We start from the raw sequence: 14,563 nt of genomic DNA on the forward strand, positions 1-14,563 counted from the left end.
GGACGGCCTCGTCCTCAATAGCCGGACGGGCTGCCTGCGCTGGACGTGCCTCGAAGGTGGCCGGGCGCTCCTCCCCCGCCCGGTACACCGTCAGGATCTCGTTCGTCGAGGTGTCCCGCACCGCGTTGAACCAGCGGCGGCAGCCCGCCGCATGGCTCCAGCGCTCGGCGAAGGGCCCCCTCGGGTTGTCGCGGAAGAAGAGGTAGCGGGCCCACTCCGCGTCGGTGAGGGAGGAGGGGTCCTGCGGGTAGGGCATGTGGGCCTGGCCGCCGTAGTGGAACTCGGCCTCGTCGCGGGGCCCGCACCACGGGCAGGGGATCAGCAGCATGGGTCGGCTCCCTGATGGTCCTAGTGGGCCACCGCGGCCGCGCCGTGCTCATCGACGAGCGCGCCGGTGGTGAAACGGTCGAGCGAGAAGGGGGCGTTCAGCGGATGGGGTGAGTCGTGGGCGATGGTGTGGGCGTAGACCCAGCCGACGCCCGGGGTGGCCTTGAAACCGCCGGTCCCCCAACCGCAGTTGAGGTAGAGGTTGTCGACCGGGCTGAGGCCGACGATCGGTGAGGCGTCGGGGCTGACGTCGACGATGCCGCCCCAGGTGCGCAGGACATGGGCGCGGGCGAAGACCGGGAAGAGCTCCAGGGCCGCCGACATCTGCTCCTCGATGATGTGGAAGGCGCCGCGCTGGGTGTAGGAGTTGTACGCGTCGATGCCCGCGCCCATCACCAGCTCACCCTTGTGGGCCTGGCTGACGTAGACGTGGACCGCGTTGGACATGACGACCGTCGGGTGGACCGGTTCCAGCAGCTCCGACACGAGCGCCTGCAGGGGATGGCTCTGCACGGGGAGTTCGATACCCGCCATGGCCGCCAGGACCGAGGTGTGGCCCGCCGAGCAGAGCGCGACCTTGCCCGCGGCGATCGGGCCCCGGGTGGTCTGGACTCCGACCACCCGGTTGCCGACCACGTCGAGGCCGGTGACCTCGCAGTTCTGGATGATGTCGATGCCGGCGGCGTCGGCGGAGCGGGCCAGGCCCCATGCGACGTGGTCGTGCTTGGCGATGCCCGCGCGCGGCTGGTAGGTGGCGCCCAGGACGGGGTAGCGCACGTCCGGGGAGATGTTGACGATCGGGCAGACGTCCTTGACGCCGTCCGCGTCGAGCCACTCGGCGTCCACGCCGTTGAGGCGGTTGGCCTCGACGCGGCGCACGCTGTCGCGGACGTCCTGGAGGCTGTGGGCGAGGTTCAGTACGCCGCGCTGGGAGAAGAGGATCGGATAGTCGAGCTCGTCCGCCAGTCCTTCCCACAGCTTGAGGGCGTGCTCGTAGATGCCGGCGCTCTCGTCCCACAGGTAGTTGGAGCGGATGATCGTGGTGTTGCGGGCCATGTTGCCGCCCGCCAGCCACCCCTTCTCCAGCACGGCGACGTTGGTGATGCCGTGGTTCTTCGCCAGGTAGTGGGCGGTGGCCAGGCCGTGTCCGCCGCCGCCCACGACGACGACGTCGTACGAGCGCTTCGGCTCGGGGTTGCGCCAGAGCCAGTCGGGGTGTTCGGGGAGCTCGGCGCCGGGGGTGCGGGGGCTCATCGGGCGTCTCCGTCCTCGGACAGGTGGGGGTAGAGCGGGTGCTTGGCGGCCAGGGCCTCGGTGCGGGCGCGCAGGGCGGCCACGTCCGGCTCGGGCTGGAGGGCGAGGGCGATGACGTCCGCGACCTCGCCAAAGTCCTCCTCGGTGAAGCCGCGGGTGGCCAGGGCGGGGGTGCCGATGCGCAGGCCCGAGGTGACCATGGGCGGGCGCGGGTCGAAGGGCACGGCGTTGCGGTTGACGGTGATGCCGATGTCGTGGAGCAGGTCCTCGGCCTGGCGGCCGTCCAGCGCGGAGTCGCGCAGGTCGACCAGGACGAGGTGGACGTCCGTGCCGCCGGTCAGCACGTTGACTCCGGCGGCTGCCGCGTCAGCCCGGGTGAGGCGTTCGGCCAGGATGCGGGCCCCCGCGAGGGTGCGGGCCTGGCGTTCGGCGAAGTCCGGTGTCCCGGCGACCTTGAACGACACCGCCTTCGCGGCGATGACGTGCTCCAGGGGGCCGCCCTGCATACCGGGAAACACCGCCGAGTTGATCTTCTTGGCGAGGTCGGCCTCGTTGGTGAGGATGACGCCGCCGCGCGGACCGCCGAGGGTCTTGTGCGTCGTCGTGGTCGTGACATGGGCGTGCGGTACGGGACTGGGGTGCAGTCCCGCCGCCACCAGTCCGGCGAAGTGCGCCATGTCGACCATCAGCAGGGCGCCCACGTCGTCGGCGATCCTGCGGAAGGCCGCGAAGTCCAGCTGCCTGGGGTACGCCGACCAGCCCGCGATGATCATTTTGGGGCGGTGTTCCTTGGCGAGCCGCTCGACCTCGTCCATGTCGACGAGGTGGTCCGCCTCGGACACGTGGTACGGCACGACGTTGAGCATCTTGCCGCTGTAGTTGATGCGCATGCCGTGCGTGAGGTGTCCGCCGTGCGCGAGGTCGAGGCCGAGGACGGTGTCGCCGGGCTGGAGCAGGGCGAAGAAGACGGCGGTGTTCGCCTGGGCGCCCGAGTGCGGCTGCACGTTGGCGAAGCCCGCGCCGAACAGGGACTTGACGCGCTCGATGGCCAGCCGCTCGGTGACGTCGACGTGTTCGCAGCCGCCGTAGTAGCGGCGGCCCGGGTACCCCTCGGCGTACTTGTTGGTCGCGACCGAGCCCTGGGCCTCCATCACGGCGGAGGGGGCGAAGTTCTCGGAGGCGATCATCTCCAGGGTGGACTGCTGGCGGTGCAGTTCGGCGCGGAGCGCGGCGTGGACCTCGGGGTCCAGCTCCGCCAGGGGGGTGTTCAGCGCGTTCATACGGTGTTCGCGTTCCTCTCGGCGGCCTCAACGACATTGGCGAGCAGCATGGCCCGGGTCATGGGGCCCACACCCCCGGGCATCGGAGCCAGCCATCCGGCGACCTGGGCGGTGTCCGGGTGGATGTCACCGACCAGCCCCTGGCCGGTGCGGGTGATACCGACATCGAGGACGGCCGCGCCGGGGCGCAGCATGTCCTTGGTGATCAAGCCGGGCGAGCCGGCGGCCGCGACGACGATGTCCGCCTCGCGTACGTGCCAGGCCAGGCCTTTGGTGCCGGTGTGGCAGAGGGTGACGGTGGCGTTCTCGGACCTGCGGGTGAGGAGGAGCCCGATGGGCCGTCCGACGGTGACGCCCCGGCCGATCACGCACACCCGCGCTCCGGCGAGCGGCACGTCGTGGCGCCGGAGCAGTTCGACGATGCCGCGCGGGGTGCACGGCAGCGGGGCCTCGACGCCGAGGACGAGCCGGCCGAGGTTGACCGGGTGCAGCCCGTCGGCGTCCTTGGCCGGGTCCATGCGTTCCAGTACGGCGCCCGCGTCGAGGTGACGGGGCAACGGCAGCTGGACGATGTAGCCGGTGCAGAAGGGGTCGGCGTTGAGTTCGTCGATCGTCTCCTCGACCTGCTGCTGCGAAGCGTCGGAGGGCAGCTCCCGGCGCATGGAGGCGATGCCCACCTGGGCGCAGTCACGGTGCTTGCCGCCGACGTAGGCGTGGCTGCCGGGGTCGTCGCCGACCAGGACGGTGCCGAGGCCCGGCGCTCGACCGGAGGTCGCGGTCAACTTGGCAACGCGCTCGGCGAGTTCGCCACGGATGGCGGCGGCAGTGGCCTTGCCGTCAAGGAGTTGTGCAGTCACCTGGAGTTCCTTCCGACGAGCGGTGGCTGAATGCCCTCCCACGGGACGCGGGGAACTGCGCGAGCGGCCACAACCGATCCGCAGACGAGATCTCAGCCACGGAGACGGGACATGGCCGGATCGAACAGCGGCTCTTCGGCAACGACAGCCTCGACGCTCTGGTCGAAGTATCCGATATGCACAACCGTCCCCGGAGCGGCCAGCTCCGCCGGCAGCCAGGCATAGACGATCCCCTTGCCGATCGTGTAGCCGTACGCGGCACTCGTGACGTACCCGACCGCACAGTCGCCGTCGTACACCGGTTCCTTGCCCATGACGACCGCCCTCGGGTCGTCGATCGTGAGACAGGTGAGCTTGCGCCGCACATCCGCCTTACGGCACTCCAGCGCCGCCTTGCCGATGAAGTCGTCCTTGTCGAGCTTGACGGCGAAGCCGACGCCGGCCTCGTAGGGGTCGTGCTCGTAGGTCATGTCCGTGCCGAAGGAGCGGTAGCCCTTCTCCAGGCGGAGGCTGTTGAAGGCGCCGCGGCCGGCCGCGATGCCGCCGAGCGGCTCGGCCGCCTGCCAGAGGGTGTTCCACAGCTTCCCGCCCAGGTCGGCGGTGGTGTACAGCTCCCAGCCGAGCTCACCGACATAGCTGAGCCGCATCGCGGTGACGGGCACGGAGCCGATGTGGGCACGCTTGGCGCGGAAGTATTTCAGGCCGGTCGCGGAGAAGTCGGCGTCGGTGAACGGCTGCAGGACGTCACGGGCACGCGGGCCCCACAGGCCGATGCAGCAGGTGCCGGAGGTGATGTCGCGGACCTGGACCGTGCCGTCGGCGGGGAGGTGCCGGGTGAACCAGTCGAGATCCAGGTTGCCGTTGGCGCCGACCTGGAAGAGGTCGGGGGCCAGCCTGGCGACGGTGATGTCGCTGCGGATGCCGCCGTCGTGGTCGAGGAGCAGGGTGTACGTCACCGAGCCGACGGACTTGGCGACCTTGCCGGTGCACAGCCGCTCCAGGAACTCGCCGGCACCGCGCCCGCTGACCTCGAGCCGCTTGAGAGCCGTCATGTCGTACATGGCGACGGTCTCACGGGTGGTCTGGGCCTCGGCGGCGACGATGGGCGACCAGTACCGCGCGGCCCAGTCGTTGGGGGTGACGATGGAACGGCCCTCGACCAGGCCCGCGTTGGCCTCGTACCACTGGGGGCGCTCCCAGCCGTTCGCCTCCAGGAAGAAGGCGCCCAGCTCCTGCTGCCGGGCGTGGAACGGGCTGGTGCGGATCGGGCGGGGGTCTCCCGACGGCTGGAGGGGGTGGAGGATGTCGTAGACCTCGACGAAGTTCTGGCAGTCGCGGGCCAGCACGTACTCCGGCGAGAGCTGGTGCGGCTCGAAGCGGTTGACGTCGCACTCGTGCAGGTCGAACGAGGAGCAGTAGCCGTCGACCAGCCACTCGGCCATGGCCCGCCCGACGCCCGCGGAGTGGGTGACCCAGACGGCCTCGGCGACCCAGAAGCCCTTGACGTCCGGGGATTCGCCGAGCAGGGGCAGGCCGTCGGTGGTGAAGGAGAACAGGCCGTTGATGCCCTCCTCGACCTTGGCGTCCTTGGTCGCGGGGAGCAGCGACTGGGTCTCGCTCCAGGCCTCCTCGAAGTCCTCCTCGGTGAACTTCAGGACGGACGGCATCTCCTCGGCCTCGTCCACGGAGAGGATGTCGTCGGCCGAGATCGGCATCGGACGGTGGCCGTAGTAGCCGATGCCCAGGCCGTCGAAGCGGTCGCGGTAGTAGAGGTCGGCGTCCTGGTGGCGCAGGATCGGGCGGACCGCCTCCTCCGTCTGGCCCGCCAGTGCGGGTACCGGGCCCGTCCAGGCGAGCTGGTGGCCGAGCGGCGTGAGCGGGAGGTTCATGCCGGCCATGCGGGCGATCTTCGGACCCCAGATGCCGGCGCAGCACACGACGATGTCGGCGGGGATCTCGCCCTGGTCCGTGAGGACGCCGGTCACCTCCCCGTCGGCCCGCTGAACGTCGAGGACCTCGTGGCGCGCGAGGAAGCGCACGCCGCGCTCGGTGGCCCGCCGGATCTGCGCCTCGACGGCGAGGACCGCCTTCGCGAGGCCGTCCGTCGGTACGAGAAGGCCGGCGAGGACCTTGTCCGGGTTGACGAGCGGGTGCTGTTCCACGCACTCCCCGGTGTTCAGCAGCCGGGACTCGATGCCCCAGGAGGCGAGCCAGCCGTGGCGCCGCTGGAGTTCCGTGACGCGCTCCGGGCTGGTCGCCACCTCCAGGCCGCCGACCTGCAGGAAGCAGGGCTGACCGTCCACGTCGAGCGAGCAGAACTTCTCGACGGTGTAACGGGCCATCTCGGTCATGGTCTTGGAGGGGTTGGTCTGGAAGACCAGGCCCGGGGCGTGCGACGACGATCCCCCGGTGGCGGGCAGTGGGCCCTGGTCGACCACGGTCACTTCGGTCCAGCCGCGCGCGGAGATCTCATCGGCGAGCGCTGCTCCCACGACGCCCGCTCCGATGATGACCACCCGGGGTCCCGCCATCGCCGCACCTCCGACGTTGAAAGCGATCCAGTTGCTTTGTGCGCAACAGGATTCAGGTTGCGCAACTCAATGTGCCCGCCGTGGACAGGCGTGTCAAGGGGTCCGAGACGCCGGAAAACCCCCTGGAGGCGGCGGGGAGGAATCACCGGAAAACGACAAGGCCCGGCAGGCTGAGGACACAGCCTGCCGGGCCTTGCCGACGGGGTTCACCAGGGCGGTGGTGCGCCCTACTTGATCCAGGCGTCGACCTTGTCGCGGTTTGCCTCGACCCACTTCTTCGCCGCCGCATCGGGCGACATCTTGTCCACTGCGATGTACTTGGCGACGGTGTTCTGGTCGTCGTTCGTCCAGGTGAAGTTCTTCACCAGGTCATAGGCGGGGCTGCCCGACTTGGCGAACTTCGCGCTGACGATCTTGTCGAGTTCGTACACCGGGTAGTCGCACGCGACCTTCTCGGTGTCGGCGTCGCAACCGTCCTTGTACTCGGGAAGGCTGACCTTCTTCAGCGGCACCTCGGACAGGAACCACTGCGGCTCGTAGAAGTAGCCGATCACCCATTCCTTGTTCTTCTCGGCGTTGCGGAACGCCTGAATGAGCGCGGTCTCACTGCCCGCGTACACCACCTTGAAGTCGAGCTTGAGGTTCTTCACCAGCGCCCCGTCGTTGGTGACGAACGAGGGGTCGCCGTCGAGGAGTTGCCCCTTGCCGCCCGACTCCGAGGTCTTGAACTTCGACGCGTACTTGTTCAGGTTCTTCCAGTCGGTGATCTCCGGGTGCGCCTTCGCCAGCCACGGCGGCACGTACCAGCCGATGAGACCCTTGTTACCGGTCGGGCCCGCGTTGACGGCGGTCTTCTGGTCGGTGATGTACTTCTTCTTCAGATCGTCGTGGCCCCAGTTCTCGACGACGGCGTCGACCTCGCCCGTCCCGAAGCCCTGCCAGGCGATCTCCTCCTTGAGGTTCTTCTTCTCGACCTTGCAGCCGAGGTCGTGCTCGGCGACGTACGCGAGGACCGCCGCGTTCGCCTCGTAGCCGACCCACGGGTTGATCGCGAGATTGAAGGTGCTGCACTTGCCCGAGCTGCCCGAGCTGCTTGAACCGCCCGCGTTGTCGTCGCCGACCTTGGCGCCGCCGCAGGCCGTGAGGGTGAGGCCGAGAACGGCCAGGCCGGCCGCGCCGGCTCCCCAGTGTCGTGCCATGGTGTGGTGCTCCTTATGTACCGGCGCGGCGAGCCGCTGCCTGTGTGATCCGGTCGAACATGACTCCGAGCAGGACGATGGCGAGTCCGGCCGCGAGTCCCTTGCCGTACAGCTGGCCCTGCGAGAACCCGGCCACGACGTCGTAACCGAGGGCACCCGCGCCCACCAGGCCGCCCACGACGACCATGGACAGCACGTAGATGAGGCCCTGGTTGGTCGCGAGGGTCAGGGCGCCGCGCGACATGGGCAGCTGAACCTTGGTGATGATCTGCCAGGTGTTGCACCCGGTGGACGTCGCCGCCTCGACGGTGGTCGCGGGCACCGCCCGCACCCCGTCGGCGATGATCTTGGTGGCGACCGGCACCGCGTAGACGACGGCGGCGACGATGGCCGTGAACCGTGTCGCGCCGAACAGCGCGAGGAACGGCACGAGATAGACGAACGGCGGCATGACCTGGGCCGCGTCCAGAGTGGGCCGGACCAGCCGGTCCACCAGCGCGCTGCGTCCCATCCACACCCCGGCGACGACGCCGAGCAGCATCACCAGCACCGTCGCCACGGCGGTGGACGCCAGGGTCGTCATGGCGTCGGACCACAGACCCGTGCCGACCAGCAGGCCTACGCACACGACGGTGGTGGCCCCGGCGCGCCATCCGCCGAGCACCGTGCCGACCGCGACGAGGACCGCGCCGACGAGCCACCACGGGGAGTCGGTCAGCAGGTGCTGGAACGGATTGAGCAGGCCGTTGGTGAGGGCGTCACGGAAGGCGTTGGTCAGGCCCGACAGGTTGTCCTGTGCCCAGGTGGTCACATCGGCCGCCGCGCTGGAGATGGCGCTGCCGACTCGGCCCTCGCCGGGGAACTCGGCCGCCCACACGTAGGTGTTCGACAGATACACCAGCACCAGCGCCACCACTGCCCCGGCCGCCAGCAGGTGCCGCCGCCACTTGAGAAGGGGACTGCCCGAACGCCGGGCCGTCTCCGCCCGGCCGCTCGCCGCGGTGGTGACGCGGTCCAGCACGATCGCCAGGACGACGATCGCCAGACCCGCGTTGAAGGCCGTGCCGACGCTCAGCGACTGCAGGGCCTGGATGACGGTCGCGCCGAGGCCGGGCGCGTTGATCAGGGCCGCGATGGTCACCATGGCCAGGGCGGCCATGATGGTCTGGTTGATGCCCATCACCACGGTCCGTTTGGACATCGGCAGCAGGACCTTCAGCAGCGCCTGGCGCCGCGTCGCGCCCATCGAGTCCGCCGCCTCGACCGTGGCCTGTGGTACGGAGCGGATGGCGTGCGCGGTGATGCGGATCGCCGGTGGTGCCGCGTAGATCGTGGTGGCGATCGTGGCCGAGGCGGGACCGATCAGGAAGAACAGCGTCAGCGGCGCCAGATAGACGAAGGTCGGCATCGTCTGCATGAAGTCCAGGAACGGCGTCACGATCCGGTTGACCCGGTCCGACAACCCGGCCCACACGCCCAGGGGAATGGCGAACAGCAGCGCCACGCAGACCGCCGAGAGGGTCAGTGCCAGGGTGTCCATGCTCTCCTGCCAGAGCCCCTGCAGGCCCAGGAAGGTGAAGCCGGCCACGGCCAGCAGCGCCACCCGCCAGTTGCCCACGGCCCAGGAGACATAGCCGACGACGCCGACGACGCCGAGCCAGCCGACAAGCGGAACCGGGCGGCCCGGGGTCGGCTGCGAGATCAGATCCTGCACGAAGGTCACCAGGGTGTCGATGACCAGGCGGATCTCGTTGAAGAAGTAGAGGAAGAGCGGGTTGGAGTTGCGGTTGGCGCCGATCGAGTCGTTGACGTCGTTGAACCACCGGTGCAGATCGGTCAGGTCGGCCGCGGCCAGGGACAGGGTCTGCTTTCCGCGCAGCACGGCGAAGAGCACCAGCCAGACGAGCAGGATCGCGGCCACGGCCATGGACCGGCTGACCTTGCGCTCACGCCGGGCGGGAGGGGGTGACTCCTCGGTCCCGGTTCTCTGCGGCTTCTCCGATTTCCGTACGGCGACGGTCATCACGCGTCGCCTTCCTGCCCGGCGACGATCGTGAGGATCTCCTCGTCACCGACGATGCCGAGCAGCTTGCCGTTCTCGACGACCTTGACCGGTCGGTCGGCCGCGAGCACCGCCCGCGTGGCTTCCTTCACCACGACGTCGGGGCCGAACTCGGGGCCGTCCAGGGGGTCGTCGGGCTCCGCCGGGCGCATGATCCATCGCAGGGTCAGTACGTCACCGCGGGGCACGTCCCTGACGAAGTCGCGTACGTAGTCGTCGGCGGGGGCCCCGACCAGTTCGTCGCCGGTGCCGCACTGGATCATCCCGCCGTCGCGCATGATGAGAATGCGGTCGCCCAGGCGCAGCGCCTCGGACAGGTCGTGCGTGATGAACACCATCGTCTTGCCGACCTCGCGGTGCAGACGGACGACCTCGTTCTGCATGTCACGGCGGATCAGCGGGTCGAGCGCGGAGAACGGCTCGTCGAAGAGGAGTACGTCCGGGTCGCCGGCCAGCGCGCGGGCAAGACCGACGCGCTGCTGCATACCGCCGGAGAGCTGGTCGGGGTAGGAGTTCTCGTAGCCGGAGAGCCCGACGAGTTCGACGACTTCCAAGGCCTGTCTGGTGCGCTCGGACCGGCTCATACCTCGGATCTCCAGTCCGAACGCCACGTTGTCGACGACGCGGCGGTGGGGCAGCAGACCGAAGTGCTGGAAGACCATGGAGAACTTACTGCGGCGCAGTTCGCGCAGGCGCTTTTCGTCGGCGCCGCGGATGTCCTCACCCTCGAAGACGATCTCGCCGGCGGTGGGTTCGATGAGCCGGGTCAGGCAGCGCACCAGGGTGGACTTTCCGGAGCCGGACAAGCCCATGACGACGAAGACCTCGCCGGGCGCGACATCGAAGCTCACGTCGCGCACGGCGGCGGTGCACCCGGTGCGGTCCAGGAGTTCGAGCCGGGGGAGCCCGCGCAATTCCTCGGAGGCCGGTACCTGGTCCGCTTTGGGCCCGAACACCTTCCACAGATCGCGCACTGATATGACCGGGGTGGGTGCCGGATCGTGGGGAGTATTGCGCCGCGGCGCCTCTGTCGTTGCTGGGGTCATGTTCGACCTCTTTCGGCGTTCAGCCGCGGAACCAGTGCTGCGGCCGCGGGTGGATGTTCTGCCAGATGTGTTTCGCCTCGCGGTACTCCTCCAGACCGGTGGGTCCCAGCTCGCGGCCCACGCCGGAGTGTCCGAACCCGCCCCATTCCGCCTGCGGGACATAAGGGTGGTAGTCGTTGATCCACACCGTGCCATGGCGCAGCCGGCGAGCGACCCGCTGGGCCTTGCCGGCGTCCTGGGTCCAGACGGCGCCCGCGAGTCCGTACTCGGTGTCGTTGGCGATGCGCACCGCGTCGTCCTCGCCGGTGAAGCGCTCCACGGTGAGCACGGGCCCGAAGGACTCCTCGTGCACCACGCGCATGTCCTGACCGCACTCGTCGAGCACGGTCGGCGGGTAGAAATGGCCGTTCGCCAGGGCCGGGCCGTCGGGGCGTTCGCCTCCGCAGCGCAGGACGGCACCTTCTGCGAGCCCGGCCGCGACATACGCATCGACCTTCGCCAGGTGCTGTGCGGAGATCAGCGCTCCGGTGTCGGCCTGCGGGTCGAAGGGGCCGCCGAGGCGGATCAGCCGGGCGCGGCGGACCACCTCGTCGACGAACCGGTCGTGCAGCGAGTCCTCGACGATCAGCCGGGCGCCGGCCGAGCAGACCTGCCCGGAATGCAGAAAGACGGCCGTGAGCGCGAAGTCCACGGCCGTCTCGAAGTCGGCGTCGGCGAAGACGACGTTGGGGTTCTTGCCGCCGAGTTCCAGCGCGACCCTCTTCACGGTCGCCGCGGCGGTGGCCATGATGCGTCTGCCGGTGTCCAGCCCGCCGGTGAAGGAGACCAGATCGACGGCGGGGTCTTCGGCGAGGGGCGCGCCCACCTCGGGCCCGGCCCCCAGGATGAGGTTGGCCGCTCCGTCCGGGAGCCCGGCCTCCTCGAGGGCCCGCATCAGCAGGATCGAGGTGGAGGGGGTGAGCTCACTGGGCTTGAGGACGATCGTGTTGCCCGCGAGGAGAGCGGGGGCGACCTTCCAGCTCGCTTGGAGGAGAGGGTAGTTCCAGGGAGTGATGAGTCCGCACACGCCGATCGGCTCGTACACGACGCGGCTGACGGCGTCCTCCCGGCCGGTGTCGATCACCCGGCCGGCATCGGTGCCACCGAGTCCTCCGTAGTAGCGGAGGCAGGAGACGACGTCGGCGACGTCGTACTCGCTCTCCACCAGCCGTTTGCCGGTGTCCAGCGATTCGGCGCGGGCGAACGCGTCGGCGTCGCGTTCGAGGATCTCGGCCGTGCGCAGGAGGAGCGCGCCGCGCTCGCGCTCGGGAGTGCGCGGCCAGGACCCTTCGTCGAAGGCCCGGCGGGCCGCGGTGATGGCCGCTTCGGCGTCGGGGCGTGTCCCCTCGGACACGGTGACGGAGAGTGTTCCGTCGGCCGGGCAGCGGATGTCCCGGTGGCCCCCGGCCACGGGGTCCCGCCACTTTCCGTCCACGTACAGATCTGCCACTTCGAGGAGTTCCTTCGAGCCTATCGCGTTGCGCATCGCGCACCGAATTGCTTGTGATGGAACACTCTGAATAAGGCGGGAACCCACGTCAAGGGGTGGTTGATGACAGTTTGGACAAGCAGACGGCTGGGAGCGGCCGTCGAACGCGAGCTTGGTACGTCTCGTTTCCCTACCAAGCTCGCGAACGGAAAACGCCACGTTACCGCCACTCACCCCATCTATGTCCGGGCGTCTCGATGGCGGTGGTACGCGGCCGCGGAGGGCGGCAACGGCTCCTTGCCGAGGATGAGGTCGGCCGCCTTCTCCGCGATCATCATCACCGGCGCGTAGATGTTGCCGTTGGTGATGTAGGGCATCACCGACGCGTCGACGACACGAAGTCCCTCGACACCGTACACGCGCATGCTGGAGGGGTCCACAACGGCCATCTCGTCGGTGCCCATCTTGCAGGTGCATGACGGATGCAGCGCGGTCTCGCCGTCCTTGGCCACCCAGGCGAGGATCTCCTCGTCGGTCTCGACGGACGGCCCTGGCGAGACCTCCCCGGCGTTGTACGGGGCCATGGCGGGCTGGTTGAGCAGCTCGCGGGCGACCCTGACGGCCTCCACCCACTCGCGGCGGTCCTGCTCGGTGGACAGGTAATTGAAGCGCAGCGCGGGGTGCTCGGCCGGGTCCTCGCTCTTGATCTTCACCGAGCCGATGGCGTCGGAGTACATGGGCCCGACATGCACCTGGTAGCCGTGTCCGCCGGCGGGCACGGAGCCGTCGTAGCGGACCGCGATGGGCAGGAAGTGGAACATCAGGTTGGGATAGGCCACGTCCTCGTTGCCGCGGACGAAGCCGCCCGCTTCGAAGTGATTGGTCGCCGCGGGGCCCGTACGGAAGAGCCACTGCAGGCCGATGAAGGGGGCGCGCCACTTCGCGAGGTACGGCTGCATGGAGACGGGCTGCTTGCAGGCGTACTGGATGTATACCTCCAGGTGGTCCTGGAGGTTCTCGCCGACACCCGGCAGATGGTGGACGACGTCGATGCCGAGCGCGCGCAGTTCCTCGGCGTTGCCGACGCCCGAGAGCTGGAGCAGCTGCGGGGAGTTGATCGCGCCTCCGCAGAGGATGACCTCGCGGGCACGCACCTGCTGGGGTCTGCCGCGGCCACGCCGGTACTCGACGCCGACGGCCCGCTTGCCTTCGAAGAGGACGCGGGTGACCAGGGTGCGCGTCTTGATCGTGAGGTTTGGACGCTTTCGCACGGGTTTGAGGTAGGCCTTGGAGGCCGACAGGCGGCGGCCGCGGTGGACGTTGCGGTCGAACCTGGCGAAACCTTCCTGCCGGTAGCCGTTCACGTCGTCGGTGGGGGCGTGGCCCGCCTCTTCGGTGGCCTTCAGGAAGGCCTCGAAGAGCGGATTGGTCCCCGGCCCGCGTTCCAGGACGAGAGGACCCTCGTGACCGCGGAACTCGTCGTCCGGGTCGGCGGCGAGGCAGTTCTCCATCCGCCGGAAGTACGGCAGGCAGTGCGCGTAGTCCCAGGTCGTCATGCCGGGGTCGGCCGCCCATCGCTCGTAGTCCATGGGGTTGCCGCGCTGGAAGATCATGCCGTTGATGCTGCTGGAACCGCCCAGCACCTTGCCTCGCGCGTGGTAGACGCGCCGCCCGCCCATGTGGGGCTCCGGCTCGGACTCGTACTTCCAGTCGTAGAAGCGGCTGCCGATCGGGTAGGTCAGTGCCGCGGGCATGTGGATGAAGACATCCCAGGGGTAGTCGGGCCTGCCCGCCTCCAGAACCAGTACCCGGTTACCGGGGTCCGCGGAGAGCCGGTTGGCCAGTGCACTGCCGGCCGATCCACCACCGACGATGACGAAGTCGTACTGCAAGTCAGCCATGAGGCCTCGTCTCGCTCGCGCCGTTGAGAATGCGCGGCATGCTAGTACCTGTGTCACTATGCGCACCAGGTTGCGAACCACGCAACCTTCACCAGGGTGGCGCCAAGCCCGTGACCTGCACCGCTGTCGCCTATGTTTAACGCCCGTATAGTTGCGTTGTGAGCAACTACCATCCAGATAGCGAAACGACAACTGCCCCGACCGGTGGGGTGCAGTCCGTCGACCGAGCCATCACCGTGCTGGAGATCCTGGCCCGGCGCGGCGAGGCCGGGGTCAGCGAGGTGGCCGCCGAGATCGATGTCCACAAGTCCACCGCGTTCCGGCTGCTCGGCGCCCTGGAGGTGCGCGGCTTGGTGGAACAGGCGGGCGAGCGCGGCAAATACCGCCTCGGTTTCGGCCTCGTCCGCCTCGCCGGCTCGGTCACCGGCCGCATCGACATCACCCAGCAGAGCCGCCCGGTCTGCGAACGTCTCGCCGAGGAGATCGGCGAGACCGTGAACCTCGCCGTGATGCAGGAGCAGTACGCGATCAACCTGTACCAGGTGCGTGGTCCCGGTGCCGTCACGGCGTTCAACTGGGTCGGCCAGCTGACGCCGCTGCACGCCACCTCCAGCGGCAAGATCCTGCTGGCCCACATG

Annotated in this window: 11 protein-coding genes; 1 reads left to right on the forward strand and 10 read right to left on the reverse strand. The window is 69.1% G+C overall.

The genetic code is table 11. From position 1 onward, the window contains the following. The 10 genes from ABZ281_RS13350 to betA all read right to left on the reverse strand — a co-directional run. Positions 1–328, reverse strand: a 328-nt coding sequence (locus ABZ281_RS13350) for a sarcosine oxidase subunit delta (protein ID WP_356655039.1), incomplete at its 3' end; no start/stop codon positions are given. A 20-nt stretch (positions 329–348) separates the two neighbouring features. Further along, positions 349–1,581 (reverse strand): sarcosine oxidase subunit beta family protein, encoded by a 1,233-nt coding sequence (locus ABZ281_RS13355; RefSeq protein ID WP_356655041.1) that lies wholly within the window; start codon positions 1,579–1,581, stop codon positions 349–351. Further along, positions 1,578–2,861 (reverse strand): serine hydroxymethyltransferase, encoded by a 1,284-nt coding sequence (gene glyA, locus ABZ281_RS13360; protein ID WP_356655043.1) that lies wholly within the window; start codon positions 2,859–2,861, stop codon positions 1,578–1,580. Before glyA ends, ABZ281_RS13355 begins: the two co-directional genes overlap by 4 nt. Further along, a complete protein-coding gene (locus tag ABZ281_RS13365) occupies positions 2,858–3,718 on the reverse strand; it encodes a bifunctional methylenetetrahydrofolate dehydrogenase/methenyltetrahydrofolate cyclohydrolase (protein ID WP_356655045.1) in 861 nt (286 codons plus the stop codon). Before ABZ281_RS13365 ends, glyA begins: the two co-directional genes overlap by 4 nt. A 92-nt stretch (positions 3,719–3,810) precedes the next feature. Further along, positions 3,811–6,249, reverse strand: a complete 2,439-nt coding sequence (locus ABZ281_RS13370; RefSeq protein WP_356655047.1) for an FAD-dependent oxidoreductase — start codon at positions 6,247–6,249, stop codon at positions 3,811–3,813. A 227-nt stretch (positions 6,250–6,476) separates the two neighbouring features. Further along, positions 6,477–7,448 (reverse strand): ABC transporter substrate-binding protein, encoded by a 972-nt coding sequence (locus tag ABZ281_RS13375; protein WP_356655049.1) that lies wholly within the window; start codon positions 7,446–7,448, stop codon positions 6,477–6,479. A gap of 13 nt (positions 7,449–7,461) precedes the next feature. Next, positions 7,462–9,471 carry an ABC transporter permease subunit gene (locus ABZ281_RS13380; protein ID WP_356655051.1) on the reverse strand — a complete coding sequence of 670 codons (2,010 nt, stop codon included), beginning with the start codon at positions 9,469–9,471 and terminating at the stop codon, positions 7,462–7,464. Continuing rightward, on the reverse strand, positions 9,471–10,556 hold the full coding sequence (locus ABZ281_RS13385) for a glycine betaine/L-proline ABC transporter ATP-binding protein (RefSeq protein WP_356655053.1): 1,086 nt from the start codon (positions 10,554–10,556) through the stop codon (positions 9,471–9,473). Before ABZ281_RS13385 ends, ABZ281_RS13380 begins: the two co-directional genes overlap by 1 nt. Positions 10,557–10,575: 19 nt before the next feature. Then, positions 10,576–12,045 carry an aldehyde dehydrogenase family protein gene (locus ABZ281_RS13390; protein WP_356655055.1) on the reverse strand — a complete coding sequence of 490 codons (1,470 nt, stop codon included), beginning with the start codon at positions 12,043–12,045 and terminating at the stop codon, positions 10,576–10,578. Positions 12,046–12,263: 218 nt separating this feature from the next. Continuing rightward, on the reverse strand, positions 12,264–13,925 hold the full coding sequence (gene betA / locus ABZ281_RS13395) for a choline dehydrogenase (RefSeq protein WP_356655057.1): 1,662 nt from the start codon (positions 13,923–13,925) through the stop codon (positions 12,264–12,266). Between the two features lie 209 nt (positions 13,926–14,134). Between betA and ABZ281_RS13400 the strand changes: the two genes are divergently transcribed. Continuing rightward, the coding region (locus tag ABZ281_RS13400; protein WP_356655059.1) for an IclR family transcriptional regulator at positions 14,135–14,563 on the forward strand (429 nt) is incomplete at its 3' end.

The organism is Streptomyces sp. NPDC006265, assembly GCF_040613555.1.
Classification (GTDB): Bacteria; Actinomycetota; Actinomycetes; order Streptomycetales; family Streptomycetaceae; genus Streptomyces.

Coding starts and splice junctions, on each gene's coding strand:
- ABZ281_RS13355 (WP_356655041.1), bottom strand. CDS start 1,581: ATGAGCCCCCGCACCCCCGGCGCCGAGCTCCCCGAACACCCCGACTGG.
- glyA (WP_356655043.1), bottom strand. CDS start 2,861: ATGAACGCGCTGAACACCCCCCTGGCGGAGCTGGACCCCGAGGTCCAC.
- ABZ281_RS13370 (WP_356655047.1), bottom strand. CDS start 6,249: ATGGCGGGACCCCGGGTGGTCATCATCGGAGCGGGCGTCGTGGGAGCA.
- ABZ281_RS13375 (WP_356655049.1), bottom strand. CDS start 7,448: ATGGCACGACACTGGGGAGCCGGCGCGGCCGGCCTGGCCGTTCTCGGC.
- ABZ281_RS13380 (WP_356655051.1), bottom strand. CDS start 9,471: ATGACCGTCGCCGTACGGAAATCGGAGAAGCCGCAGAGAACCGGGACC.
- ABZ281_RS13385 (WP_356655053.1), bottom strand. CDS start 10,556: ATGACCCCAGCAACGACAGAGGCGCCGCGGCGCAATACTCCCCACGAT.
- betA (WP_356655057.1), bottom strand. CDS start 13,925: ATGGCTGACTTGCAGTACGACTTCGTCATCGTCGGTGGTGGATCGGCC.